Raw genomic sequence first — 25541 nt, forward strand, 5'->3', positions numbered from 1 at the left:
TAAAAACTGAAAATCTACTTTTTGTTCTTCTTCAGATAGGCCTTGGCCTCTTTATAAGCTGCCGATTTATTATCAGCAATGTCACGCACGATGGTGTAGTAGCGGCGCGCTGAAGCTGTGTCCTTTTCCTTATCTGCTAAACGGGCTAAATTGTAGTTGGAATGCAAATAAAAGCCACCCTTCACTTCGTCGGTCAATTCAGAGAAGACAATGCAACGCTGGTAGTAATCCTTAGCCTTACCATAATCTTTGTAACGATTCTGCATCAGCCACCCGAGGAAATAGGTGGCGTAGCGCCCACTAGTGGCTTCATAGCTTGGCATTCCTTGGTTGAGCTTGTTTAGAATTTCCAAGCTAAGACGCTCACATTCTCTAAAATCGCCGAGGTTGAAGCACGACAAAGCATAGAAACGTTGGAAATAGCCGTTGTCAGGGTAGGTTTTGGCGAGGTTGCGGGCAATGGGTGCGGCGGCTTCCCAGTTGTTTTCCTCATTGTTGAGGATGCGCATAAGAAAGACCTTGGCTTCTGGACCAACATAAAACCCGTTGTCGGCTACGTTGCGCAATTGCTGCAAGCCAAGCTGTTTATTTCCTTTAGGAAACAGGAGCAGTACTGGCTTGAGGAGTGGATAGTTGGTGGGAATCCAGACAGCGTAGTAGTTGAATAAAGCTTGTCCAAACAAAAATTCAGGGCTTAAGCCATTCGCCTCTTTGCTTAGTTCTAGATACTTCAGGGCCCGCTTGGCGCTAATAGTAGCCTTCGGCCAGTTTGAGCGCTCAGCGTTTAGGCGGCCATCAAAACCGTAGGCAGCCGCCAGGAAGAAACAAGCTTCGTAATTTTTGTTGTCATTGTCGAATTGCGCTTCTGCCTTCGTAATGGTGGTATCCATATAGGCAAAGAAGAGCTTGTCGTACTGCTTGGTCTTGATATTGGTTGGTACGATTTTCCACCACTGACTCAATCCCATAAGGAAATAAGGCATGGGGTGGTTTGGGTAGCGCCGTCGCAATGAGCGGAATTGCTTTTCGGCCCGATCGTACTTGCAGTTGTACAGATTCTGAACAGCTCCTTCTAATTCCGTCTGAATATCCTTGTCCAGCAAAAGCCAGCCCTTAGTACTAGCCGTGGGCATTACATCAACATTATCAGTTTGGATATTGCGGATGGGAGACGAAGAGCGAGCGGTATCTGGCTGCTGGGCGTTGGCCAGTAAGGGCAACAACAGCAATAAGAGGATAAATCGGAGGCGTAGAATCATAGACACGGTTACTTGCAGGTACTGATTCAGCAAAAGCCAAGGCAGCGCCTCCTTTCGGGAGAACTAAAGTATGGCTTTTGTCCTAGTTTTAAATAAATAACTGCTCGTCATGAAGCTTTTAAACACCTTGTGTCGTATTGCGGCCCCTTCTGGAAACGAAGCTCCGCTTACTCGTTATCTGCTGAAGTACATCGAGCAGCACCAAAGCAGTTGGCAGGTGCAGCCTACTGTGCTGGCCGGAAACGAATGGCAAGATTGCATTATGCTGGTCTTTGGTGCGCCACGTACTGCAGTTTTTGCTCATCTAGACAGTATTGGTTTCACCGTACGCTATGGCCAACAACTTGTGCGTATTGGTGGGCCAGTAGTAGAGGCAGGTAGCCGCCTCGTTGGGCGCGATACGCAAGGTGAAATTGATTGTACATTGACCATAGACGAAGAAACCGGGGAAATAGGCTATGAGTTCACCCGGGAGATTGAGCGGGGCACTGAACTAACATTCTACTGTGACTTTCGAGAAACTGATACCACCGTTCAGAGTTGCTACCTAGATAACCGGCTTGGTGTTTGGAATGCGCTACGCCTTTGTGAAACTCTGGAGAACGGCATCGTGGCCTTTAGTTGTTGGGAAGAACATGGTGGAGGCTCGGTTGCTTACCTGGCCAAATACATTCAGGAAACCTACGGCGTGCGGCAGGCCCTGATTTCAGATATTACGTGGGTGACCGAAGGCGTGCAACCAGGTCGAGGCGTAGTTATTTCGTTACGGGACTCGCTGATTCCGCGGCGCGCTTACGTAGACCGAATCCGCCGCATCGCAGCAGCATCTGGTATTCCGCATCAGCTAGAGGTGGAAGGCAACGGTGGCTCTGATGCAAAGGAGCTACAGCACGGCGCGCAGCCTTGGGATTGGTGTTTCGTAGGGGCGCCCGAGGACAACGTCCATTCCCCTAATGAAATCGTGGATAAGCGTGACATCAACAGCATGCTAGCATTGTACCAGATGCTCATGAGAGAGTTGTAGCCAATATCATACCTTTATGGCTTCTGTGGTTCTTGTGGTTTTACTTAATCCCTATTGCTTTGCCTAATACTATCGTTTCCACTGGTAAGACTCGTCACTTGACATACCAGGAATTAGATATTCTACACTCTTTACGCGGATTCTGCGCATTTTATGTGGTTATTTATCATGCAAAGTATGTGCTATGGTCAGGAGGACAACAGTATTTGCAAAAGTTTCCGAGAATTTCTTGGGACATAAATAAATATATTTTATTTGCTCTCGATATGCTGAGCTCAGCAGGGTTTGAGATGGTTATTTTCTTTTTTGTGCTGTCTGGGTTTTTTATAAGATATGCTCAATTACGCAAGCATCGGGATTTATTAGAGTTTTACTTAAATCGTATTGTTCGAATTTATCCTCCTTATTTGGTATCAGTTGGGCTCGCAGCTTTAACTTTAATAGTTTTATCTACTCATGCTCCCCAAGCAGTGAGTGATAAAATTAATAGAGAACTGAATATCTCTTTAGCTACAGCTTGGTATGAACTACGTCATCTTAATGTATTTGGCATTATTAAAACTTTGTTTTTTATGCCAGTACAAAAAATGTATGTAGGTTATAACCATGTATTCTGGTCTCTATTACCTGAAGCGCTCTTTTATTTATTGGTGCCAATAGTATTTATTCGAATCAAGGCTTATTATATAATTTCAATTATTGCTTATGTGGTTGGTTTAGTTTTGCAGCAACAGCAAATAGGTCTTAATGCCATTTTAAATTATTTATTAATTTATAATATGTATTTCGCAGTAGGTGCTATGCTTTATGATGTAGTAGTTAATATGGATTTAATAAAACTTGTTAAGAAAGTGCCCGCATGGATACTATTTACTGCAGTTATTTTTTTGTTTTTGGTATTAATAGGTTTAGCAATTGTTAAACTCCGTTATATTTCCGGAATAGTAGCCTCTTTGTTAGCTATACTCTGTATATCTACATTACTAGCTGATAAAGTATCATCTAAAAATATTTTGATAAAGCTGATGCATGCAATAGGAATCTTTAGCTTTTCATTGTATCTGTATCATCTTCCTTTACTATTGATATGCTATGGGTTGCTAGTAATAATAACAGGCGATTTCGTTTTTTATGACCGCTACTACTGGCTTGCTGTGCCATTGGTCACTTTAGCCTGCTACGGGCTCTACTGGATTACAGAAAGGGTATCAGTAAATTATTTTCGCAAAGTATAGACGTGCAGTTAAAGGCTAGGGAGTGAGGTGGTTGGAGTTGTGGGTAAAAGCTCTATTTTACCCGTGTAATTCTATGTTTTCTGCCAACCTAACTCCCACTTTTTACTGCCGCTGTATGATGAATTTTCTCTACGTAGTGCCCGCATTGGGGGTACTGGCTTTGGTGTACACATGGCTACGCTCGGGCTGGGTAAGTCGGCAAGATGCCGGCGACGAGCGAATGCGCACCATTGCAGGATATATTGCGGAGGGGGCCATTGCCTTCTTAAAAGCTGAATACAAAGTGATGGCCATATTCGGCCTTATTGCGGGAGCCTTTCTTTTCTACTTGGGTAGCACCGGTGAGAAGTCCAGCCCTGTTATTGTTATTGCCTTTATAATTGGTGCTTTATTATCGGCAGCGGCGGGCTTTATCGGGATGAAAATCGCCACGAAAGCCAACGTGCGTACTGCCCAAGCCGCCCGCACCAGCCTTTCGCAAGCATTGAATGTGTCATTCTCTGGGGGTCGGTCATGGGTATGGGCGTCGCAGGACTGGCAGTGCTAGGCCTCGGGAGCTTGTTCCTTGTTTTCTACCAGCTATTTGTGGTGAGTAAGAGCGGGGGGCCAATGGTATCGAAATGGAAACGGCTCTTGAAGTGCTAACAGGCTTCTCTCTTGGAGCCGAAAGCATTGCCTTGTTTGCACGCGTGGGTGGAGGCATTTATACCAAAGCCGCCGACGTAGGAGCCGACTTAGTTGGCAAAGTAGAAGCGGGAATTCCCGAAGATGACCCTCGCAATCCCGCTACCATCGCCGACAACGTAGGCGACAACGTAGGGGACGTAGCGGGTATGGGCGCTGACCTATTCGGTTCCTACGTGGCCACCATCTTAGCTACTATGGTGCTGGGCCGTGAAGTAGTGGCCCGTGGCGACCAGTTTCAGGGTTTGTCGCCTATCCTGCTTCCCATGGTAATTGCGGGAATGGGCATTGTCGCTTCGTTGATCGGTATTCTACTGGTGCGCGTAAAGGAAAACGGTAACGTGCAGGCTGCCCTCAATTTTGGGAACTACGTGTCGGTAGTAGTATCGGCGGCGGCTTCTTACTTCATCATCCGCTGGATGTTGCCAGCTGGCGACTTGGTTATTAGCCGGCCTGGTTCGGTTCCCTTTACTTCCGTCGACGTCTTTTATGCCGTCGTAGTGGGCCTTGTGGTAGGCACGCTGATGAGCATCATCACGGAGTACTACACGGCTATGGGTAAACGGCCAGTACTAAGCATAGTACGGCAAAGCAGCACTGGGCACGCTACAACCGTTATTGGGGGTATTTCGGTGGGTATGGAATCCACGGTGCTGCCCATCATTGTGCTGGCTGCCGGCATCGTGCTCAGCTTTGAGTGCGCTGGTCTTTACGGGGTAGCTATTGCTGCCGCCGGCATGATGGCTACTACGGCTATGCAGCTAGCCATTGATGCCTTCGGGCCCATTGCTGATAACGCCGGTGGTATTGCCGAAATGAGTGAACTGCCCAAGGAGGTGCGTGAGCGTACCGATATTCTTGATGCCGTTGGCAATACCACCGCCGCTACCGGCAAAGGCTTTGCTATTGCTTCGGCGGCCTTGACCTCGTTGGCCCTGTTTGCCGCTTTCATGGGCACTGCCAAAATCACGTCTATCGACATCAGCAACGCCCGTGTGTTGGCTGGCTTGTTTGTAGGCGCTATGATTCCGTTTATTTTCTCGGGATTGGCTATTGCGGCTGTAGGCCGGGCGGCCATGGCAATGGTGCAGGAGGTGCGGAGGCAGTTCCGTGAGATTCCCGGCATCATGGAGGGAACCGGGCGGCCAGAATACGAGAAATGCGTGGCTATTTCCACGCAGGCCGCCATTCGTGAGATGATGTTACCTGGTGCTATTGCTTTGATTGTGCCTATCATCATCGGCTTTTCTTTTGGTCCGGAAGTACTTGGCGGTACCCTTGCTGGCGTAACCGTGAGCGGGGTACTGATGGCCATCTTCCAAAGCAACGCGGGTGGGGCGTGGGACAACGCCAAAAAGTCGTTTGAGAAGGGTGTAATGATTGATGGCGTAATGCAATACAAAGGTTCTGATGCGCACAAAGCATCGGTAACCGGCGACACAGTGGGCGACCCATTCAAGGATACATCGGGGCCATCAATGAATATTCTCATCAAGCTGATGAGTATTGTCTCGCTCGTTATTGCACCTCACATTGCCGCCCCAGAACGCGGCGTAGCACCAGCCCAAGGCAACTACCAAATACAGATGCAAACCCGTCCGTATGTCCGCTACACCAACATCTCCGATAAAGCTACCGAGGCAGTCTACGAGTTGTTACATCAGCAACTCTAATTTCCAAGTAGCGGTTGCCTACTAGTGGCTGCTGATGGCTACTGGGCAGAAACCGAACACGAAGAGGCGCCTCCCCGGTACGGGGAGGCGGCTTTTTCTATTACCTTTGGCAGCCCGCTCCCCTGCGGCCCAACCCTACACGGATGAACCCGGATCATATTTCGCTGCACAACAAGCAGTTTGAGCCTTATTTGTCGGCTGCCCGTCTCGCAACAGCAATTGAGAAGCTAGCCGCTCAACTCAACCAAGACTACGCCGACAAAACTCCTTTGTTTGTGGCCGTTCTCAATGGCTCGTTTATGTTCGCGGCTGACTTGTTGAAAGCTTTGCATATTCCTTGTGAAATATCCTTTATTCGGGTGGCATCTTACGAGGGCACTAGCAGCACCGGCAAGGTGCAAGAAGTACTAGGCCTGACCGAAGAAATAGGGGGGAGGCACGTCGTTATCCTGGAAGATATTGTCGACACAGGGCATACCATGCGAATGCTGCTCGATACGCTTGGAGATAAGCAACCGGCTTCTCTTGAGGTGGCTAGCTTATTCATGAAGCCTGAATGCTTGCAGCACGAATTGTCCATTCGCTATGTGGGGCTTAGCATTCCCAATGATTTTATTGTAGGCTACGGTCTGGACTTCGACGGTTTGGGGCGCAATTACCCCGATGTTTATAAAGCTGTATAGTAAAAGAGCTGGATACAGCAGCTAAAATTCGCTGACAAGCATATAGGCTTTGCCTTTACTTGCTTATCTTTCTCAACCCCATCTAAATTTTTCCTGTAAAAACCCACACGCTATGCTAAATATCGTGCTTTTCGGCCCGCCCGGCGCTGGCAAAGGAACGCAAAGTCAGAAGCTAATTGCCCGCTATAATCTAGTGCATTTGTCGACGGGTGATTTGCTCCGCTCCCAAATTGCGCAAGGGACCGAACTTGGTTTGCGTGCCAAAAAGCTCATGGACGAAGGCTTGCTCGTGCCCGATGAGGTAGTGATTGGTATGATCGAAAGCCAACTGGCTAGCAATACAGAGGCTGCGGGTTTCATTTTCGATGGATTTCCCCGCACAGTACCGCAAGCTGAGAGCCTCGACGCCCTCATGCAACGCTATGATACTGGGGTGTCGTGCATGATTGCTTTGGAAGTAGCCGAAGAAGAACTGGTAACTCGCCTATTAGAGCGCGGCAAAACCAGCAACCGGCCCGACGACCAAGACGAAACCAAAATTCGGAAGCGTGTGACTGTGTACAACACCGAAACCGCTCAGGTTGCTGGCTTTTACGCAGCTCAACAAAAATTCCATGCTTTGAATGGTATCGGAGCCATTGAAGATATCTTCCAGCAGATCTGCGCGATTATCGATCAGCACCAGGCGGCCACCACCGAAGACACTCGGCAGGCTACCGACGAAGTAAAAGCGTAACTTTGTGACGGCGCCACCCAGGCGTCGATCCTATTCGTCTGTCATCCTGGGTACAGCGAAGGCTCTTTTTGTTGTTCAAAGCGGCTTCTCATAGTAGAAGCCTACTTGGTCAGCAACGAAAAAGAGCCTTCGCTGTACCCAGGATGACCGTTTTTAAGTAGTCAGTTAGAAAATCGCGCAATCAACTGCTCGGCGTCAAGTTGCCTGCCTTATACATAGTAGGCAATTGGCAGCTTGAAACTAACGACCCGCAACCAAGTACAGGTATGGCTTCCAACAACTTCATAGATTACGTTAAAATCAATTGCCGCTCCGGTAGGGGCGGAGCAGGTTCGCACCACTTTTTTCGGGCTAAGGGCTTACCCAATGGCGGTCCTGACGGGGGGATGGCGGCCGCGGTGGGCATATCATTTTGGAGGGCAATTCGCAGCTCTGGACCTTGCTGCATTTGCAGTATCAAAAGCACCTGATTGCCAAGCCCGGCGAGAACGGGGGTGAAAACCTGCGCACGGGTGCCCAAGGCGAAGACATCATTATCCAAGTGCCACTCGGTACTATTGCCCGCGACGCCGAAACCGGTGAGAAAAAGCTAGAGATTACCGAGCACGGCCAGCGTCTTATTCTTACTCCCGGAGGCCGCGGTGGCCTTGGCAACGACCATTTCAAATCTGCTACCAACCAAGCCCCTACCTATGCGCAGCCGGGTGAGGATGGCATTGATGAGTGGGTGATTCTGGAATTGAAACTATTGGCCGACGTAGGCTTGGTGGGTTTCCCGAATGCCGGCAAAAGCACTCTGCTTTCAGTGGTATCGGCGGCCAAGCCTAAAATTGCGGACTACGCTTTCACTACTCTTACCCCCAATTTAGGAGTGGTAGCCTACCGCGACTATAAATCCTTCGTAATGGCCGATATTCCCGGCATTATAGAGGGAGCAGCAGAAGGCAGAGGATTAGGGACTCGTTTCTTGCGTCATATCGAGCGCAATTCCATTCTTCTCTTCATGATAGCCTGCGACAGTCCGGACATCGTGGCTGAGTATAAAGTATTGCTCAACGAACTAGAGCAATTCAATCCGGAATTGCTAGAGAAAAACCGGCTATTGGCCATTACCAAGTCCGATATGCTGGACGAGGAGCTAGAAGCCGAGATACGCAAAACATTGCCCTCGGACATACCCACAGCTTTCATTTCCAGTCTAACCAATAAAAATATCCAACAACTGAAGGATATGATTTGGCAGGCGCTGCATTCATAAAAAAACCGCAGCGTGTTGTGCGCTGCGTTTGCTGACTTAGTTAGGAACTAGCCTTGATTTAGGATATATCTTAACGGAGATAACGTTTGTAAAGGAATAGCGAGGTTTATTTAATCAGTAAGTGGCGTAAAGGATGATGTATTTCACCCTTTACGCCACTTACTATTTCATAGCTAGCCAGCAACTGATTCAGTATTTGCTATACTGTTAGCAGTGTTTGCATAATTAAAGTAAGCTGCTTGCTCGGCACGCAATTGGTCGATTAGGCGGCCTTCGGGCAGAATCACGTCATCATACGTTAGCACTTGGTCACGCTCGATGTCGTGACGCAAAATGCAGCCTTCAGCCACACCAATAGGAAGCAGATTCTCCTCACGCGTCACGTCGGCGTTTTCAGCCAGGCCGTACGTATGGTAGTGCCCGATGCCATCCAACTGCTGTCCGGCCTTCAATGGAATCTTAGCGGCCGTCACAACTTCTACACGCATTGGGCCTGCCGGGGCAAGAGCCGCATCCTGGAACAGGACAGCGCGGGCAACCGAAGTTGGCGTTTCGAAGTGGCAGAGGTGGTAGGGGGTATAGAAGCAGTACAATGGTCCAGGACCAAGTTTGTAGAGCTTCAGGTAGTGTTGCTGCACCGGATCATCAATGGTTCCGAGGACAAACACACCAGGTCCTGGGTCGGCACCTACTACATAATCAACAATGCCGTGGCTGCCGTTGAGCAATATATCCTGCGGATACCATTCGGCTGCCTTAGCGATAGGAGTGCCAGGGTCAACAGTTGGGCCCAGCATGCCGCGGCGAGCAACGCGCATATCCAAGGCGTTGGCAATAACGGCCTGCTCGAAGCTGATTTTGCTGCCATCAGCAAAGCTGGTAACCATGCTTGGGTTTTGACCCCACTGCCGGGCAAATCCTTCTTGGGTAGTTGGGTTCCGATAAGGGTCGTGCAGACCTTTAATATTGCCGCATAGCACGGGCTTCACACCAATGCCTTTTACAAAGCGGGCCAAGTTGAGTGTTACGCCCGGCTGGTCGCCGTCGGAAACTGTATACACCACACCGGCACGGTCGGCGTACACCTTCAGAATAGCGCCTACTGTACCATCAAGTTCGGCGTTGAGTAGAATGATATGCTTGCCGTGTTTGATAGCTTCCATCACTACATGCGCACCGTGTTCTACAGCACCCGTAACTTCGATGATAGCATCAATACCAGCGGCACGGCTGAGCAACAAGGCGTCGTCGGTAATAGCGGGCTGACCTAGCTGAATGCAAGCTTCAAGCTGTGACTGGGTGCCTACCTCCCGAATGTTGGTTACACCAGAGTCGGTATAAGCTTGGCGAGCTTTATCTATGGTTCGGTTGGCAATAGCCACCAATTCCATACCTGGTACGTAGCGGCAAATCTGGCGTGCTACGCCTTGGGCCATGAAACCAGCGCCTATCATGGCCACTCGGATTGGGTTTCCGGCTTTTTGCCGTTGTTCTAGTGCTTTATCAACAATTATCATAAAACAGAAAAAGAGGATGCAAAAGGGTACTTGATAGATAGCTGGGTGGCGCAGCTAGTATACGAGAGTTGCAAGGTGTTGCATCTCGTCGTGGTAGGAACGAAAGTTACTGCTGATAGGGAGAGGCAATAGGTTATATCTCTACGCAAGCAGGATTCATGATGTAGAGCAGTTGTGCTTTAGCCTAACTGCTCTACTAATCAGAATTGCTGGTAATACCTCTTAATTCGCGGCAGCAACTTGCCGTGGAGTGAGCATATAGTCAGGATGGTTGCTGTCCTTTTCTGAAATTAGGACCGGCTCGATTGGCCATTGGATACCAATAGTTGGGTCGTTCCAACGCAAGCCACGCTCGGCACCAGGAGCATACTTAGCCGATACTTGATAGGTAACGTCGGTGTTGTCGGCGAGGGTGATGAAACCGTGGGCAAACCGGCCGGGTACGAACAGCATCCGGAATGAGTCGGCGGTCAACTCGACACCAATCCACTCACCATACGTAGGCGACTCTTCCCGCAGGTCTACAATCACGTCGTAGATAGCGCCACGAGTGCAGCGTACCAGTTTAGTTTCTTCGTGCGGTGGCAGTTGATAGTGCATGCCACGCAGCGTACCACGCAGTGGATTCGACGATACATTGGCTTGGAGCGGAGGCATATGAATGCCATGGGCAGCAAATTCATCTTCGCACCAAGAACGAGCGAAAAAGCCGCGCTCATCCGTCCGGCGCTCTACATCAATAATGAAGGCGCCAGCTAACTTAGTTGGGGTAAATAGCATGTTGAATAGGAGTTAAAACAAAAGTAGGGCAGAGCAGGCTGCTTATACAGCAGCTGAATGAAGCGTGGCTTCTGTTGGGGCACTTTGTGCCTGTGCTGGCTGAGGAGCCCAGGTGAGAGCATCGGTCAGCTGTCCAGTTGCTTGCAGGCGGCTAATAACGCGCAAACGCATCAGCTCGGAAGAGCGGAAGTCGGCATCCTTGAAATTGATGCTTAATAAGCCGTCGCGTAGCTCGGCGAGTGTGTCCGACAGAGTGCGAACCGGCTGGTGGTCTGGTGCCAGCTGACGGTACAAGCTGAAGTCAACCCGGTAAGAACGCTTGTCAGGTGGTGCAGCAGAATTCAGGGTTACTTTAGTGCCAGGAATAACTTCTGCAACGGCCTCGGCCAACTCGCGCACTTGATAGTTCCACTCGTCGGCGCCTACGTTGATAGCCAGGAAGGCACCACCCGTAGTAGTTGGGCGCTTTAGGGCCCACTCGATGGCCCGCGCCATGTCCTGAACGTGAATCAGTGGCCGCCAAGGCGAACCATCGCTCAGAATAGAGATAGTGCCAGAAGAAACTGCACCGGCCACAAAATCATTAACTACCAGATCGAGGCGCAACCGGTCGCTCCAACCACAAGCAGTGGCGAAGCGCAAGCACGTAACGCAGAACGACTCGTCGGCCAGCGGCTGCAAGTCTTGCTCGCTCTTCACTTTAGAGCGGGCATAAGCGGTAAGCGGATTCAGGGTTGAATCTTCGGTTTTGGCACCTTCGCCTCCCGCTCCATAGATGCTGCACGAGCTAGCAAAGACAAAAGAACGCACACCGGCAGCCTTGGCGCGCTGCGCCAACTGGATACCGGCTGCATGGTTTACTTCCAGTGTTACGTCCTCGTAGGTTTGGCCCATAGGGTCGTTGCTGATAGCCGACAGATGCACAATAGCATCTAGCCCTTGGAGCAAAGAATCAGGCAACTGGCGTACGTCGCCGAAAATTTGGCGGTCGAGACGAGTTTCTGGAAGGCGACCTGCTCCCGTGAGGCAGTGCGCGAAATAGCCCATGTCGTAGCCGATAAGCTCGGCTTGAGGAAACTCTTGACGTAAGCGCGCTACGACGCCAGGGCCTACGTAGCCCATGTTACCAGTGATAAGAATGCGATTCATGAAAAAGTAAGCTAAAAACGGAATAAATAGTCTGCTAGTGTGGCAGCAGGTAAGTAGGAGAGAGGGACGGTGGGTTATTCTGAATTAGTTAGTTACAAGGTTGCTCGGATTCGGTACTGTGATGCTAGCGGGTTGAGCTGCTGGAGCTAAAGGAGTCCGCACATCGTTCCATACTTTCCAGGGGCATTGCCTGCCTGCCACAAACCTTCAAGCATGTTCCGGTCACGCAGCGTATCCATTGGCTGCCAGAAGCCGGAGTGACGGAAAGCACTTAGGCGACCTTCTGCTGCTAATTGCTCGAGGGGGCCTTTCTCCCACACCGTATCGTCGTCTTCAATGTAATCTAAAACGCTCGGCTCTAATACGAAGAAGCCACCGTTGATCCATGGCGTTTCACCACCCGTGGGTTTCTCAGTGAAATCATGCACTGACGAAGAGGAATCACTTAAGTTGAATACGCCGAAACGGCCAGGCTGACGTACGGCTGTGAGCGTGGCCAAAGCGCCTTCCTCTTGATGGTGTTTGATAGAGGCCGTAATATCAACGTCGCCTACACCATCGCCATACGTGAGGCAAAATGTGCTATCACCAATGTACTCACGCACGCGGCGCAAACGGCCACCAGTCATGGTTTCTTGGCCGGTATCAATTAAAGTAACTGTCCAAGGCTCGGCATGGGCCCGGTGCACATGCATCTCGTTGCGGTCCATGCGGAAGGTAACGTCGGCGTTGTGCAGGAAATAGTCGGCGAAATACTGCTTTATAAGGTGGCCTTTGAACCCACAGCAAATGACGAAGTCGGTGATACCGTGGTGGGCATAAATTTTCATGATATGCCACAGGATAGGCCGGCCTCCAATCTCAACCATAGGTTTGGGTCGGACGGCACTTTCTTCACTGATTCGAGTGCCGTAGCCACCCGCAAAAATTACTGCTTTCATTCGTAGTAGTTAAATAAAAAGTTAAGTGTGAAAGAGGTGTGGAATGTGCTGATTATGGCAGAATATAGCTAAGTCGTAGGCTGCGATAGCGAAGTGTATTCCTTAGGACGCTGAAATTTAACCAAGATCTTATAAACTTTCAAACATTTTCCATTAAATTTTCCATAGGACCTCATGGTAATTTCATAGAATCTTGCTTAAGTTTTATAACGTAAATGTATAGCGAAAGGTAGATACAACAATGTCAATGTGTTATAATATTTCTATGATGATTTAAATTTATTGTTGTACAAATAGCCAATTTGGGGGGTATAAAGGAACCTGCTGCGAGGGTGTTGATGTACTTACGGAAAAAATAGAATAGGCTGATTTCAGTTAAGCATTTGTTTGTGTCACAATGGCAGCACAAATGGCTTTGGCAAACTCCTTGCCCGAAACTTTTGCCATCTGGCTTAAAACAAAGTGAAAAACCCGTTTCGACGAATATTCAATAAAATGGCTGACGATATCAATGTGCCCCAGGACGACAACCTGGCCGTAGATCCAGAGCAAGTGGCTGGCGAAATGACCGATAATGAGACATCGGTTTTAAATGAAGGAGAGGGCACTGCGAAAGTAGATGGCGCCAAACCTGACGCTGAGCTAAACGAGCTTAAAGATAAGTACTTGCGTTTGGCGGCTGAGTTCGAGAACTACAAGCGTCGCACGACAAAAGAGCGGGCTGACTTGTTCAAAACGGCCAACCAGGAGCTAATGGTAGCTTTGTTGCCGGCTCTTGACGATTTCGATCGGGCACGCAATTTCACCAAAGACACAGACGATGCTAGCGCTGTGCGCGAGAGCATCGACATTATATATAATAAGCTCCAAAAAACCCTGAACCAGAAAGGACTCGCTCCTATGGAGGCAAAGGGTAGCGCGTTTGATCCAGATTTGCACGAAGCCATTACTCAGATTCCGGCTCCAACGGAAGAGTTAAAAGGCAAAATCGTGGATGAGGTAGAACGTGGTTATTACCTTGGCGATAAAGTGATCCGCCACGCAAAAGTGGTATTGGGCCAGTAATTACCTGGTAATCAGTATCGGGTACTAGGCGGCAGCCAAAGCGCAACCGCTACGACTGCAAGCACAATACCTGGTATCCAATACCTACTACCTACTACACAACATGGCAACGAAGCGAGATTATTACGAGGTACTGGGCGTAGCAAAAAATGCGTCGGGGATGAAATCAAGAAGGCCTACCGCAAAGTAGCCATCAAATATCACCCCGATAAAAACCCCGACGACCCATCGGCAGAAGACAAGTTCAAAGAAGCTGCTGAAGCTTACGAGGTGCTGTCCGATCAGAACAAGCGTGCCCGCTACGACCAGTATGGTCACCAGGGCATGGGCGGCAACGGCGGTGGCCCAAGCATGGAAGATATCTTCAGTCACTTCGGCGATATATTTGGCGGTGGTGGACAGGGAGGCTTCGAGGGCTTCTTTGGCGGTGGTGGCCGTGGGCAAGGAGGCCGGCGCGTGCGCAAGGGTTCCAACCTGCGCATCAAGCTGAAGCTAGACCTGGAAGAGGTAGCCAATGGCGTTGAGAAGAAGATCAAGGTGAAGCGCTACGTAGCGTGCAATACTTGCTCTGGTACCGGCGCCAAAAACGGTACTGACCTCAAAACCTGCGGCACTTGCCAAGGCCAAGGCCAGGTGAAACGGGTAGTGAACACTATGCTCGGCCAAATGGTAAGCGCCTCTACTTGTCCTACCTGCGACGGCGAAGGCAAAGTGGTAACCAGCAAGTGCGACGTTTGCCAGGGTGAAGGTCGGCAACTGCACGAAGAGGTTATTCCGATCAACATTCCGGCTGGCGTGGCTGAGGGCATGCAATTGAGCATGAACGGCAAAGGCAACTACCCCGAGCGGGGTGGCGTGCCCGGCGACTTGCTCATCCAAATCGAGGAGGAGCCCCACGAGCAGCTCAAGCGCGACGGCAACAACATCATGTTCGAGCAGTATATCTCGTTCGTGGATGCCGCCCTTGGCGCTAGCATCGAGGTGCCAACCATCGAAGGCAAGGTGAAAATCAAGGTGGACCCGGGCACGCAGCCTGGCAAAATCTTGCGCTTGCGCGGTAAAGGCATCAAGGACCTCAACGGCTATGGCCGCGGCGACCAACTGATCCACCTTAGTGTCTGGACGCCGAAGAACGTGACGGGCGAAGAGCGGGAGTTGCTAGAAAAACTGCGTAACGCTCAAAACTTCACTCCAAATCCCGGTAAGAACGAGAAAGGCTTCTTCGAAAAAGTGAAGGAGTACTTCCAATAGGTGCGCCTGAGCTAACAGTTGCTGCTTAACAGAAACGCCCGCTTTCCTTTAATGGAGAGTGGGCGTTTTTATTTATAGCGCAGTCGAACATTACTATGTTATCGAATCTGAGCCTGCTGCGCGCGATACGCCTGAGTGGTTACGTAGTGGGAGTGCATTTTTAGGCCCATGAGCAACAGCGCCATAAGTGATGCGGCACCGGCCACCCAAGTAAGCAGAGGTTTGCTGTACTGCTTGGCGGCAAATACTAAACTCAAGCAAAGCCCTAAGGAGGCACCAATACATGCTTGGTAGAAGTGACTGTTGAAGCAATTTAGCAAGGCGCCAACACTGAAAGCTAGTAGATTAAGTAGCGGCAGATTTCTAGCATGAGCGGATGACAAGTTGAAGAGGGTTGCCATAGGAAAAGCGGTGAGATAGATGGAAGATAAATTCACTATCTATATCGATGCTACATTGGTAGCATTACAGGAAGCAAGTGTTTTATTTATGCTCAGCTTTGGGAAGGCGAGGATTTGCTGTAGTTATTTAGTGAAGTAGCGTGTGCTTTTGTTGAGCGCACTAAGAGCTTTGATAGCATCTGAAATAAAGCTTTAAGGCACCGATAAAAAATTTTGCATCTCCTATGTAATGCTAGCGTTGGGCCGCCGATATACGCTATGAAACTGCTGCCCGCATGAGCCCCGCTGCGCCCTCTACTGATTTTGTTGCCGTTATCAACGAGTATCAGCCGCTATTGCGGCGGGTGTGCCGGTTGTACTGCGCAGATGCCGATGATCGGCAAGATTTGTTTCAGGAGGTGGTGCTGCAACTCTGGCGGGCTTGGCCGAAATATGTGCCGCAAGAAGGCGCTAAGCTCAGCACATGGCTATACCGTATTGCGCTAAACGTAGCCATTAGCAATCTGCGGCAGCGCACCCGTAGGCCACAGCCTGCCAGCCTGGAGGGCGAGGCGCTGCATTTAGCACAAGCTGCCGAGCCCATCGGTTATGAACCCGAAGAAATGGCGGCCCTGTACCGGGCTATCAACCGGCTATCGGAAGTAGACAAGGCGTTTGTGTTGCTCTATCTGGAGGAGCGCACCTACGAAGAGATGGCCGAAATACTCGGCATCACGCAGAATAATGTGCGCGTGAAAATGCACCGCGTGCAAGAAAAACTTCGCCAATTGCTTACCCAACCCGCCTAATGGAACTTGATGATTTTCGTCGTAGCTGGAAGCTGCCCACTGCAGCCGAAGCGCCGGTTGGCCTCGATACTGCGGTCTTAACTAAAATGCTGGCTAACGGCTCCAAAAACCCTGTGAGTAAAATGCGCCGCAACGCGTGGCTGGAAATAGCTTTTGTAGTACTGTGCCTGCTGATTTGTGGGGCAGTACTGCTGGTTACGCAGCAGCCCTATACCCGCGCACTGCTTGTTTGGCTGATAATTATGTGCTTGAGTAGCGGCTTTTATTTCCGCAAAAAGCTGCATGTGCTGCACTGCTTGAGTGATGCCAGTGGGGCCCTACGCGAGCATGTAGCGCGGCAGATAAGTAGCCTGCGCGGATTGGTGAAGCTTTATTATCAAGCAACCATGTGGTCGTTGCCTGTTTCCTTTATTATCGGGCTGTTTTTCGTTGGTGGGCGCATCACGGAAAAGTTTTCGGGCCAGAAAATGCTGCTTGGCCTAACGATTTTGGTGGTCGCTTATGGAGCAGTATGGGCGCTGACGCACATGGCCATGCGGTGGTTTACCCACTGGTACTTGCAGCGCCTCTACGGCCAGCACCTCGACCGGCTAGAAAGTATGCTGCAGGAGCTAGAGGAATGAACCTGATCATTCAACTGATTTCTGGTCCTGTAAGCATAGGAAAACCGCTACATTTAACGTTCACCTCTCATTCTTCCTTTTCCAGCTGTGCAACCTATTCTACAAGCTATTGATGTGCACAAGGCGTATGCCGCGCACGTCGCCCTTAATGGCGTCAGCCTCGACATTCCGGAGCGAAGCATCTTCGGGTTACTTGGCCCAAACGGGGCCGGCAAAACGTCGCTGATTCGCATCATCACCCAGATTACGGGCGCTGATTCCGGCGAAATCCGAGTTCGAGGCGAAAAGCTCACTCCCCAGCATATCGGCCAGATTGGGTACCTGCCGGAAGAGCGGGGTCTATACAAAAAGATGAGGGTAGGGGAGCAATTGCTGTATCTAGCGCAGCTCCGGGGCCTTACAAAAGCCGATGCCACCCAGCGCATCAAAAACTGGATTGACCGGTTGGAACTGCGTCCGTGGGTGAGCAAGAACGTGGAAGACCTCAGCAAAGGCATGCAGCAGAAAGTGCAGTTCATTGCTACCGTGTTGCACGAGCCGAGCATCATCATTCTCGATGAGCCATTTTCGGGCTTCGACCCCATCAACGCCAACCTCATCAAAGACGAAATCTTGGAGCTGCGCGAGCGAGGTGCCACCATCATCTTCAGTACCCACCGCATGGAATCGGTGGAAGAACTCTGCGACAACATTGCCCTGATAAACCGCTCGCGTAAGGTGCTCGATGGCTCGGTTCGGGACATCAAGAATACCTTCAAAACCCAGACCTACGTGGTAGAGGGCCGTGGCCGACTCATGGTAACGCACCCCGACTTTGAAGTGTTGGAACACAAAGAGCGCGAAAACGGCCACTTCTACGACCGAATAAAACTGCACGCCAACACCACGCCCAACGACCTGCTGCGCTACCTCATCAACAACGTGGAAGTGCACGCTTTCCGGGAGCAAATCCCGAGTATTAACGACATCTTCATTCGCCGGGTGCAGGAAACTATGCCCGAAAGCCTAGTGGAAAACGTCCCGGCTTAGTACTTCCTTGTTCAAGCTGACTTCAACGATTACACGCTAGTACTCATGGATAAAATATGGTTGATTCTGCAGCGCGAATACCTGACGCGAGTGCGGAAAAAGAGTTTTTTGATTATGTCGTTGCTGGCGCCGCTGCTGCTGGCGGGCACTACCGTAGGCATTGCTAAGCTGTCGGGTTCTTCGGATACCGACGTGGTAGCCGTGTTCGACCAAAGTGGGCAGCGTTTATTGCAGCAACTTGCCGGCACCGACGACGTGCGGTTTGTGCCTGCCACGGGAAGTTCTTTGGCTGAGGCCACGCAGGCATTCAAGAAAGCGAAGCCCAAGCAAAATGCGCTGCTCTATTTTCCGCCGAGCTTCACGATGGACGATACCAAAGGCATTCAGCTGCTTGCCGATGGCAACGTGAGTTTGAAGCGCCAAAGCACAATTCGGAAGGCGGTAAACAAAGCGGTAGGTGAGCTGAAGATGAGCCGCTCAGGTCTCAACCAAACCACTATCGACAATCTGCAGGCGAATGTGGACCTGGATGCTGTGGACCTGACGCAGCAGGGAGGCCGCAAAAACAACGTGGGCGCTACTACCGGGGCCGCCTACATTCTCTCGATTCTGGTGTACATGTTCATCTTTATTTACGGCGTGCAGGTGATGCGCGGCGTGAGCGAAGAGAAGTCTAGCCGGATCATGGAGGTGATGCTATCCTCGGTGAAGCCATTTCAACTAATGATGGGCAAGATTCTGGGTATTGCGGCGGTGGTATTCACGCAGTTTGCCTTATGGATCGTGCTGTCGTGGGGGTTGACGACGCTGGCGGCGCCTTTGCTAACAGACTCGATTAAAAAGTCGCCACCTGCAGCGGCAGCGGCAGGTATTCAGGAAGCAGCCGCAGCGCGTGATAAGGCTGCGGCTACTACTGATGCTACGCCCGTCGTAACCCCGGCCACGGCGGAAGCCAGCAGCCCCTGGAGCTTCCTCGATGGCCTGCCCGTGGCCTCTATCGTCGGGGCTTCCTGTTCTTCTTCTTGGGTGGCTACTTGCTCTACTCATCGATGTTTGCGGCCATTGGCGCCGCCGTCGACGACCAGACCGATGCGCAACAATTCATGTTCCCCGTTACGATTCCGCTTATCTTGAGCTACATTGTTAGTATCAACGTAATTATCAACGGTGACCCGAATGGCCCACTGGCCTTCTGGCTATCCATGATTCCGTTCACTTCGCCCATTGCCATGGTCATGCGCTTGCCTTTCGGGGTGCCGCTCTGGCAACTACTATTGTCGGCGGCGTTGCTGGTGGGCGGGTTTATGTTCACTACGTGGGTGGCTAGCCGCATCTACCGGGTGGGCGTGCTGATGTACGGTAAGAAGGTAAACTACCGCGAATTGTCGCGCTGGATGTTCTACAAAGGCTAGTACAGACTAGACTTTTGTTACACAGAAAAGCCTTGGTGCCGGTGGTGCCAGGGCTTTTCTCGTTTCAAACCTACTACCTGTTCCATAACATTTCCCGCAGTCGGTGGGTATCTTCGTATATGTACGCACAACCCCGAGCCCAACAGTTTTTGCGGCCCCTTGCCGTTTGGCTGGCCATTATTTGCCTTTCCAGTTTCACCGCCATCGACAAGCCCGCCTACCGCCTTTTCACGGCCACTGGTAAAGCCACTGACTACGACAAGATGCTCAAAGAGCTGGCGAAAGCCGATGTGGTGTTCTTCGGTGAGCAGCACAACGACCCCATGGGACACTGGCTGGAACTGCAACTCACCAAAGATCTAGCTCAACTCAAGCAAGGGCAATTTGTGCTCGGCATGGAAATGCTGGAACGCGACGTGCAGCCGCTGGTCGATCAGTATACCACTGGAGAGCTTGACGATAAGGCATTCGAGGAGCAAAGCCGCCCCTGGCCCAACTACGGCACCGACTATAAGCCCCTGTTGCAACTGGCTAAGCAGCAAAAGTTTCGAGTAGTTGGTACCAACGTGCCCCGGCGCTATGCTTCCCAAGTAGCTAAAGGCAGCCTCGTAACCCTGAATGAGCTACCCGCCGAGGAAAAAGCCTGGATGGCGCCCTTGCCTATCACGGTTGATTATGAACTGCCGGGCTACAAGAATATGGCGAAGATGTTTGGCGGCGACGCTGCCCACGCGGCTGGCGTGCAGAACATTATTCAGGCACAAGCTCTGAAAGACGCCACCATGGCGCACTTCCTAACCCAAGCCCGCGCCGAAGGCCAGTTGCTGCTACACCTCAACGGCAGCTACCACTCCGACAACCACGACGGCATCATTGCTTATTTGCGTCAAACCAACCCGAAGCTGAAGGTGCTTACCATCAGTACGGTTTCGCAGGAACAGCTAAGCAAGCTAGACAAGGAAAACGAGCAGAAAGCCGATTTTGTGTTGGTGATACCCACCGACATGACCAAAACCTATTGAGTGCGGTAGCAGTAGCCAGAAACTTTCCTGATTGCGAGTTGGGCAGCAAGGTGCACCTTTGTGTAGACTACTGCTAGTCGCGCCAGAATCAGTAAGCACTAGCACTTTTGCTAAAAACCAATGTCAGCACAAGCTCTACAGCCTATGCAGCCCATACTCTCCACGCAGAACTACGCGGCACTTCCCGACAACAAGACCCTGCAGCGCCTTTGCAAAGCGTTGGCCGTGCTCGATGCCATCAACTCGCCGGAGACGGAATACCGTTATCATACCTATGATGCCAACTGGGACAAGGGGGAAGAGTTCTTTGAAATGAACGACGGCGAAGGCGACCAAATGGTCGTGCTATTCAAAGAAGAAGGCTGCGTGATAAACGGCTATGCCGACGGCCTAGAGCAGCCTGACAAAGCCCGCGTTACCCGTGGCCTGCCCGAAATATTCGATGAATTCGTATTCGGCGAGCCAGTAAATTCCATTGGTACCACGTTCTGTCTCTGGTACACGCCGCGCTACGGCTGGCAGACGGGGCCTCTCGAAAACGAAGAGGATGGTTCCGAAGATATGCTCTACATCTTCGACAACCAGCCGCAAACCTACATCGAGTGGGCTACCGAGTACTTCGATGAAACCGAGCAAACCCTTGACCTAAAAACCGTTTCGCAAATCTACCAAGGCGAACCCCTAACGAAAGCCATGGTACTAGCCTTGGTGGATAACGTAGCCGATTGGCTGCAACTAGAAACCGATTTGCAAGAAATCGGCTACCCTTACGATTTCAGCTAACCTGAACAACGGCTCAGCACAGTAACACTGCAAGGCAAGCTTTCCGGCTCATCTTTAACGCATGCACTACCGCGAAGCAGAACTCGCCGATATTCCAGCCCTGTTCGATGTGCGGTATTCTGTGACCGAAAACGTGCTGCATAACCGCGCGTTGGTTACCGTAGCAGATACCGAAGACTACCTCACCCGCCGGGGCAAAGGGTGGGTGTGCGAGACAGATGGGCAGATAATAGGCTTTGCCATTGCCGATTTGCAGGACCATAGCATATGGGCCTTGTTCTTACGCCCCGAATATGTTGGCCACGGGATAGGAAAGCGTCTGCACCGCCTGATGCTAGACTGGTACTTCGCGCAGACATCGGAGGCCGTATGGCTCAGCACGGGCCCCGGTACCAGAGCTGAGGAGTTTTACCGGCGCCAGGGCTGGCGAGAAACGGGTCACACGGCTAGTGGTGAGGTACGGTTCGAAATGACGAAAGAGGAGTGGCAGAGCCGACCAACTGATCTTAGATAATTTTCCCTTGCCGCAACAGCTATGCGTGTTTTCTGTTGGAGCTTCCTATTGCTACTAAATACGTTGTTGCCCCAAGCGTTTGCGCAGCAATCCACCTCTTTTACCGTGGTTCCACTCGGGGTGAAAGGCGGCCTCGATGAAGGCAACCTTTCGGCGTATCTGGTAGCGCCGGTCGGCACTACATCCTATGTTGCCCTCGATGCGGGAAGCTTACACCAAGGCATAGAAAAAGCTATTGCCAACAAGGTGTTTTCTGTGAAAGCAGATACTGTGCTGCGCAACTATATCAAAGCCTACCTACTTTCGCACGCCCACCTCGACCATGTAGCCGGCTTACTGCTCAACGCCCCCGACGATGCGCCGAAGCCCATTTACGGCTTATCCGAGTGCCTGACGGTCATGCAACGAGACTATTTCAACTGGCATGCGTGGCCTAATTTCGGGAATGGCGGCAATCCGCCGGCGTTGCGTAAGTATCAACTACATGAACTAGCACCGCGGCAGACAACCGCTATTGAGCACACTTCCCTGAGCGTGCAGTGCTTCCCGTTGAGCCACGGAGCAGCCTATCAAAGCGCCGCCTTCCTACTTGAAAGCAAGGGAGCGTATCTGCTGTATCTAGGTGACACGGGAGCCGATGAGCTAGAAAAGTCGCACAACTTGCGGGACCTGTGGCAAGCAGTTCAACCGTTGGTGGTTGCTGGCAAACTCAAGGCCATTTTCATCGAGGCATCCTATCCAAACGAGCAGCCCGATAACCAGCTATTCGGTCACCTAACGCCCATGCGCCTCATGCAAGAGTTGAGCGTTCTTGGGCAGCTAGCAGGAGCAAAAGCCTTGCGTGGCCTTCCCGTTGTCGTCACGCATCTGAAACCAACGGCCGCTAATGAAGCGGCTATCAGGAAGCAATTGAAGGAAGCTAACAAACTACAAGTGAAGTTGCTATTCCCCGAGCAGGGGCAGCGGCTGGATTTTTGAGACGAGTGATGTGATAACCGCCGTCTAAAGCTGTGCTACCTATTGCCCCGGCAAATATGTCTTCTCCGCGTACTTCTTCACGTCTTCCGGGTAGAACAGCACGTCTTTGAAGTTTTCTTCCGCATACAGCGCGGCCTGATCGGTGAAGTGAGGAGAGGATGGCTGGTTGTTGTTACCGCCGGCTAGTACCGAACGGGCTTTAATGCGCGGTCCAAATTCCACTACCGCAATAAAGCTATTGCCCACGTTGCCGTAGCGCTTCTTAGTTCCCGGATACGTCTTCGAGCCAAAAGCTGCCAACGAACCCCACGCCGAGGAAGTGAAGGCTACCGGCAAGCTCGGCTTTTGGTCGTCGTAGGTTTCCTGGATGTTGCCGGTGAGGCGCTGGAAGCGGTTGACTTCGCCCCAAGGCATTTTCCAAGTGCCAAAGTCACGGGTGAGGTCGTCGAGCGTCTCCTGGAGGGCGGCTACTTTTTCCTGCGGCGTGGTTTTGGCGATGGTGAAAGCCGTGAAGCTGATGTAGTCGAGGCGTTGGTCGGGGGCAACTCGGGTGCGGGCCAAGCGCTGAATTTTCTCGCCCCAATAGATGGCTAGCGTTTGCGCTATCGAGGCCTTGTTATAACGCTTGTCCCAGGCGCGCAGTAGCTTCATAGCTTCTACCACTTCCCCTTCCGGTGGGTTCGTGCCGTCGGATACAAATTGAAAATCTTTCGCTAAGGCTGGAATCAACTCCTCGAAAGCCGCCAGATATGGGTCTTTGGCCGCCGAAATCAGCGTATCAAGCGTGAAGGTGCGCTTGCGGCTCAGCACGCGTACGGCATTGATGCCCCGGTAGTTTTCAGCATCGGGGGCCATGTAGGTTGGGTAGCTGGCCTTGGCGGGACTACTCGGGCCGGATACTGTAAACGGCGTAGAGTTGCAGTTCTGAATCCAGCCGCTGGCCGGGTTCATTACCTGCACCAGGTCTTCCACTTTGTGCAGGCCTTTCCACTCCGTTTTGGGGTTGCTGCCGTCCACAGGCTGGCTCCAATCAAACTGCGGGTCGCGCTTGGGCATGAAGTTGCCGTGCCAGTAGGCAATGGTGCCTTTGCTGTCGGCAAATACTGTGTTGTTGGAAGCGTTACCGTTTAGCTTCATCACTTCCTTGAAGCTGGCATAATCGGTGGCTTTGGTGCGCAAATAGGATTGCTCCAGCGCCTCTAGTGGCGTATCCATCATGCGCACCGTCACCCATTTGTTGTCGGCTTGCTGGCCTACCACGGGGCCGTGGTGGGTGCGGTAAGTGGTAAACTCCTTGCGCGCAATCTTGCCGTCCTTCTTGTAGGGTATCGATACGGTGGCTACTTGTACAGGCCGCTGCTTGGAGCCGTAGCGGTAGTGGAACTTGCCATCTTTTTTCTCAATCGTCTCCAGATACTCGTCCATGGAGTCGGCGCTGCTGGAGGTGTGCATCCAGCCGCAGTTGGAGTTGAAGCCTTGGTACACGAAAAACTGCCCCAGGTCACGGCGCCGTAGGCATTCAGGCCGGCTTCGCTGGTTACTTGCACTTCAGGCCGAAAATAGAAAGACGTGTGCGGGTTGATGAGTAGTAAGGCGTGTCCACTGGCGCTCTTGGCCGGCGCCACCGCAAAGCCGTTCGAGCCGACTGGCTCCCGATCTAGCTTCTCGAAGTCGTTCTGAATCCACGACGAAGACTTCTTCTGGCTATAGAACGCCTTTAATCGGTCCACCGATACCACACTGATGTTGCCGCCAATGCTGCCTTCGCTGAACATGAGGGGCATCCACGGCTGGAAGCGGCGTAGCAACTTGGGCTGCACCGTGGGGTGGGTGTGGAGGTAGTAGTTGGTGCCATCGGCAAAAGCATTCAACAATTGCTTCATCCAGGTGGGGCTTTTCTGGTAGATGGCAATGGCCTGCGTGCTATCCATGAACAGGCGGGCGCGCAAGTCGTCGTAAATGGCGGCTTCGCCTTGTACTTCGGCGAGCCGACCAATAGACGTGATGTAGTTGTCTTCAACGCGCGCAAAATCGTCTTCGCACTGCGCGTACAACAGGCCAAACACCGCATCGGCATCGGTCTTGCCGTAGATGTGCGGCACGCCCCACTTGTCGCGCACAATGGTTACTTGCTTGGCTTGCTGCTGCCAGCGGGCTATTTCAGCAGGTTTGAAAGCTTGGGCCTGTGCCTCGAAGGCAGACAAAAAGATACCGAGAGCAAAGAGGTAGCGCATCAGGCAAACAGGTAGAAAAAACGAAATAAGCTCAGTTAGGTCATGCAAGCAGCGAAACGCTAACTTACCAGCAATATTTTTTATACCCTCAATACCAAAAAAGTATGGTCGAAGTAAGCAAGGAAGGTGACAGCGCCGTGTTCAATGTGAAAGGTTTGCACAAGCTATGGGCGTTCAAAAGCCAAATTCAGATTCCTTTGGCGCACATACGGGGCGCCCGGCAAGATGCGGAAGCACTAAAAGGCTGGTGGAAAGGCTTTAGAGCGCCGGGCACGCACGTACCGGGTTTGATAACCGCAGGTACTTTCTACCAAGACGATAAGCGCATCTTCTGGGACGTGCACAACTCCGAAAATGCGGTTATTATCGACTTGGTGCATGACGAATACAACCAGCTTATTGTCGAAGTGGAAGACCCCGCGGCGGTAATTGCTTTATTAGAAAGAGAGTAGAAGCATAGCCCATGCCTACCGAATATAAAAACAAAAGCCCTGGCCGTTAG

Annotated in this window: 21 protein-coding genes and 4 pseudogenes; 18 read left to right on the forward strand and 7 right to left on the reverse strand. The window is 51.4% G+C overall.

What is annotated here, in order from left to right:
- Nucleotides 1-14: 14 nt before the first annotated feature.
- Complete coding sequence (locus tag MUN86_RS04875) at nt 15-1259, reverse strand: tetratricopeptide repeat protein (RefSeq protein WP_245122440.1); 1245 nt, start codon at nt 1257-1259, stop codon at nt 15-17.
- A gap of 109 nt (nt 1260-1368) precedes the next feature.
- Here MUN86_RS04875 and MUN86_RS04880 point away from each other — a divergent pair, with 109 nt between their 5' ends.
- The 6 genes and pseudogenes from MUN86_RS04880 (at nt 1369) to obgE (ending at nt 8552) form a co-directional block, all read left to right on the forward strand.
- Nucleotides 1369-2283 carry a M20/M25/M40 family metallo-hydrolase gene (locus MUN86_RS04880; protein ID WP_245122442.1) on the forward strand — a complete coding sequence of 305 codons (915 nt, stop codon included), beginning with the start codon at nt 1369-1371 and terminating at the stop codon, nt 2281-2283.
- Between the two features lie 59 nt (nt 2284-2342).
- Nucleotides 2343-3518 carry an acyltransferase family protein gene (locus MUN86_RS04885; RefSeq protein ID WP_245122445.1) on the forward strand — a complete coding sequence of 392 codons (1176 nt, stop codon included), beginning with the start codon at nt 2343-2345 and terminating at the stop codon, nt 3516-3518.
- A gap of 115 nt (nt 3519-3633) precedes the next feature.
- Nucleotides 3634-5875 (forward strand): annotated as a pseudogene (locus MUN86_RS04890) (sodium-translocating pyrophosphatase).
- Nucleotides 5876-6018: 143 nt separating this feature from the next.
- Nucleotides 6019-6558: a hypoxanthine phosphoribosyltransferase gene (gene hpt, locus MUN86_RS04895; RefSeq protein ID WP_245122448.1), complete on the forward strand. Its 540-nt coding sequence runs from the start codon at nt 6019-6021 to the stop codon at nt 6556-6558.
- Nucleotides 6559-6670: 112 nt separating this feature from the next.
- The gene (locus MUN86_RS04900; RefSeq protein WP_245122450.1) at nt 6671-7294 is read left to right on the forward strand and encodes an adenylate kinase; all 624 of its coding nucleotides are present in this window, start codon (nt 6671-6673) and stop codon (nt 7292-7294) included.
- A 266-nt stretch (nt 7295-7560) separates the two neighbouring features.
- A pseudogene (gene obgE / locus MUN86_RS04905) lies at nt 7561-8552 on the forward strand (GTPase ObgE).
- A gap of 173 nt (nt 8553-8725) precedes the next feature.
- Here obgE and MUN86_RS04910 read toward each other — a convergent pair.
- The 4 genes from MUN86_RS04910 to rfbF all read right to left on the reverse strand — a co-directional run bounded on the left by MUN86_RS04910 (nt 8726) and on the right by rfbF (nt 12939).
- Nucleotides 8726-10069, reverse strand: a complete 1344-nt coding sequence (locus MUN86_RS04910; protein WP_245122453.1) for an NAD(P)H-dependent oxidoreductase — start codon at nt 10067-10069, stop codon at nt 8726-8728.
- A 222-nt stretch (nt 10070-10291) separates the two neighbouring features.
- On the reverse strand, nt 10292-10849 hold the full coding sequence (gene rfbC / locus MUN86_RS04915; protein ID WP_245122456.1) for a dTDP-4-dehydrorhamnose 3,5-epimerase: 558 nt from the start codon (nt 10847-10849) through the stop codon (nt 10292-10294).
- 42 nt (nt 10850-10891) lie between these two features.
- The gene (locus tag MUN86_RS04920; RefSeq protein WP_245122458.1) at nt 10892-11998 is read right to left on the reverse strand and encodes an NAD-dependent epimerase/dehydratase family protein; all 1107 of its coding nucleotides are present in this window, start codon (nt 11996-11998) and stop codon (nt 10892-10894) included.
- A 146-nt stretch (nt 11999-12144) separates the two neighbouring features.
- Nucleotides 12145-12939 carry a glucose-1-phosphate cytidylyltransferase gene (rfbF, locus tag MUN86_RS04925; RefSeq protein ID WP_245122461.1) on the reverse strand — a complete coding sequence of 265 codons (795 nt, stop codon included), beginning with the start codon at nt 12937-12939 and terminating at the stop codon, nt 12145-12147.
- A gap of 495 nt (nt 12940-13434) precedes the next feature.
- Here rfbF and MUN86_RS04930 point away from each other — a divergent pair, with 495 nt between their 5' ends.
- Both MUN86_RS04930 and dnaJ read left to right on the forward strand, forming a co-directional pair.
- Nucleotides 13435-14004, forward strand: a complete 570-nt coding sequence (locus MUN86_RS04930) for a nucleotide exchange factor GrpE (protein WP_245122463.1) — start codon at nt 13435-13437, stop codon at nt 14002-14004.
- Nucleotides 14005-14107: 103 nt separating this feature from the next.
- Nucleotides 14108-15255, forward strand: a pseudogene (gene dnaJ / locus MUN86_RS04935) (molecular chaperone DnaJ).
- 98 nt (nt 15256-15353) lie between these two features.
- Here dnaJ and MUN86_RS04940 read toward each other — a convergent pair.
- Nucleotides 15354-15512: a hypothetical protein gene (locus MUN86_RS04940; RefSeq protein WP_245122466.1), complete on the reverse strand. Its 159-nt coding sequence runs from the start codon at nt 15510-15512 to the stop codon at nt 15354-15356.
- 419 nt (nt 15513-15931) lie between these two features.
- Here MUN86_RS04940 and MUN86_RS04945 point away from each other — a divergent pair, with 419 nt between their 5' ends.
- The 9 genes from MUN86_RS04945 (at nt 15932) to MUN86_RS04980 (ending at nt 22805) form a co-directional block, all read left to right on the forward strand.
- Nucleotides 15932-16444: an RNA polymerase sigma factor gene (locus tag MUN86_RS04945; RefSeq protein ID WP_245122468.1), complete on the forward strand. Its 513-nt coding sequence runs from the start codon at nt 15932-15934 to the stop codon at nt 16442-16444.
- Nucleotides 16444-17067, forward strand: coding sequence for a hypothetical protein (locus MUN86_RS04950; RefSeq protein WP_245122471.1), 624 nt, complete (start codon nt 16444-16446; stop codon nt 17065-17067). Before MUN86_RS04945 ends, MUN86_RS04950 begins: the two co-directional genes overlap by 1 nt.
- Before the next feature lie 87 nt (nt 17068-17154).
- Entirely contained in the window at nt 17155-18096 is a 942-nt protein-coding gene (locus tag MUN86_RS04955) for an ABC transporter ATP-binding protein (RefSeq protein ID WP_245122473.1), read from the forward strand.
- A gap of 45 nt (nt 18097-18141) precedes the next feature.
- Entirely contained in the window at nt 18142-19230 is a 1089-nt protein-coding gene (locus MUN86_RS04960) for an ABC transporter permease (RefSeq protein WP_311181784.1), read from the forward strand.
- Nucleotides 19146-19508 carry an ABC transporter permease gene (locus MUN86_RS31620; RefSeq protein WP_311181785.1) on the forward strand — a complete coding sequence of 121 codons (363 nt, stop codon included), beginning with the start codon at nt 19146-19148 and terminating at the stop codon, nt 19506-19508. Before MUN86_RS04960 ends, MUN86_RS31620 begins: the two co-directional genes overlap by 85 nt.
- Nucleotides 19509-19522: 14 nt before the next feature.
- Nucleotides 19523-20530, forward strand: a complete 1008-nt coding sequence (locus tag MUN86_RS04965) for a ChaN family lipoprotein (protein WP_245122476.1) — start codon at nt 19523-19525, stop codon at nt 20528-20530.
- A gap of 144 nt (nt 20531-20674) precedes the next feature.
- Nucleotides 20675-21313, forward strand: a complete 639-nt coding sequence (locus MUN86_RS04970; RefSeq protein ID WP_245122479.1) for a hypothetical protein — start codon at nt 20675-20677, stop codon at nt 21311-21313.
- Nucleotides 21314-21374: 61 nt separating this feature from the next.
- On the forward strand, nt 21375-21827 hold the full coding sequence (locus MUN86_RS04975; RefSeq protein WP_245122482.1) for a GNAT family N-acetyltransferase: 453 nt from the start codon (nt 21375-21377) through the stop codon (nt 21825-21827).
- 21 nt (nt 21828-21848) lie between these two features.
- Nucleotides 21849-22805, forward strand: a complete 957-nt coding sequence (locus MUN86_RS04980) for an MBL fold metallo-hydrolase (protein WP_245122485.1) — start codon at nt 21849-21851, stop codon at nt 22803-22805.
- A 39-nt stretch (nt 22806-22844) separates the two neighbouring features.
- On the opposite strand, the pseudogene MUN86_RS04985 reads toward MUN86_RS04980, so the two are convergent.
- Nucleotides 22845-25039: pseudogene (locus MUN86_RS04985) on the reverse strand (penicillin acylase family protein).
- A gap of 104 nt (nt 25040-25143) precedes the next feature.
- Here MUN86_RS04985 and MUN86_RS04990 point away from each other — a divergent pair.
- Entirely contained in the window at nt 25144-25491 is a 348-nt protein-coding gene (locus MUN86_RS04990; RefSeq protein ID WP_245122488.1) for a PH domain-containing protein, read from the forward strand.
- Nucleotides 25492-25541 lie beyond the last annotated feature (50 nt).

The sequence above is a fragment of the Hymenobacter volaticus genome, from assembly GCF_022921055.1.
GTDB lineage: Bacteria > Bacteroidota > Bacteroidia > Cytophagales > Hymenobacteraceae > Hymenobacter > Hymenobacter volaticus.

Excerpts from the sequence above, each read along its gene's own strand:
- MUN86_RS04875 (WP_245122440.1), bottom strand. The coding sequence starts at position 1,259 with ATGATTCTACGCCTCCGATTTATCCTCTTATTGCTGTTGTTGCCCTTA.
- MUN86_RS04880 (WP_245122442.1), top strand. The coding sequence starts at position 1,369 with ATGAAGCTTTTAAACACCTTGTGTCGTATTGCGGCCCCTTCTGGAAAC.
- hpt (WP_245122448.1), top strand. The coding sequence starts at position 6,019 with ATGAACCCGGATCATATTTCGCTGCACAACAAGCAGTTTGAGCCTTAT.
- MUN86_RS04900 (WP_245122450.1), top strand. The coding sequence starts at position 6,671 with ATGCTAAATATCGTGCTTTTCGGCCCGCCCGGCGCTGGCAAAGGAACG.
- MUN86_RS04910 (WP_245122453.1), bottom strand. The coding sequence starts at position 10,069 with ATGATAATTGTTGATAAAGCACTAGAACAACGGCAAAAAGCCGGAAAC.
- rfbC (WP_245122456.1), bottom strand. The coding sequence starts at position 10,849 with ATGCTATTTACCCCAACTAAGTTAGCTGGCGCCTTCATTATTGATGTA.
- MUN86_RS04920 (WP_245122458.1), bottom strand. The coding sequence starts at position 11,998 with ATGAATCGCATTCTTATCACTGGTAACATGGGCTACGTAGGCCCTGGC.
- rfbF (WP_245122461.1), bottom strand. The coding sequence starts at position 12,939 with ATGAAAGCAGTAATTTTTGCGGGTGGCTACGGCACTCGAATCAGTGAA.
- MUN86_RS04930 (WP_245122463.1), top strand. The coding sequence starts at position 13,435 with ATGGCTGACGATATCAATGTGCCCCAGGACGACAACCTGGCCGTAGAT.
- MUN86_RS04945 (WP_245122468.1), top strand. The coding sequence starts at position 15,932 with ATGAGCCCCGCTGCGCCCTCTACTGATTTTGTTGCCGTTATCAACGAG.
- MUN86_RS04950 (WP_245122471.1), top strand. The coding sequence starts at position 16,444 with ATGGAACTTGATGATTTTCGTCGTAGCTGGAAGCTGCCCACTGCAGCC.
- MUN86_RS04960 (WP_311181784.1), top strand. The coding sequence starts at position 18,142 with ATGGATAAAATATGGTTGATTCTGCAGCGCGAATACCTGACGCGAGTG.
- MUN86_RS31620 (WP_311181785.1), top strand. The coding sequence starts at position 19,146 with ATGTTTGCGGCCATTGGCGCCGCCGTCGACGACCAGACCGATGCGCAA.
- MUN86_RS04970 (WP_245122479.1), top strand. The coding sequence starts at position 20,675 with ATGCAGCCCATACTCTCCACGCAGAACTACGCGGCACTTCCCGACAAC.
- MUN86_RS04975 (WP_245122482.1), top strand. The coding sequence starts at position 21,375 with ATGCACTACCGCGAAGCAGAACTCGCCGATATTCCAGCCCTGTTCGAT.
- MUN86_RS04980 (WP_245122485.1), top strand. The coding sequence starts at position 21,849 with ATGCGTGTTTTCTGTTGGAGCTTCCTATTGCTACTAAATACGTTGTTG.
- MUN86_RS04990 (WP_245122488.1), top strand. The coding sequence starts at position 25,144 with ATGGTCGAAGTAAGCAAGGAAGGTGACAGCGCCGTGTTCAATGTGAAA.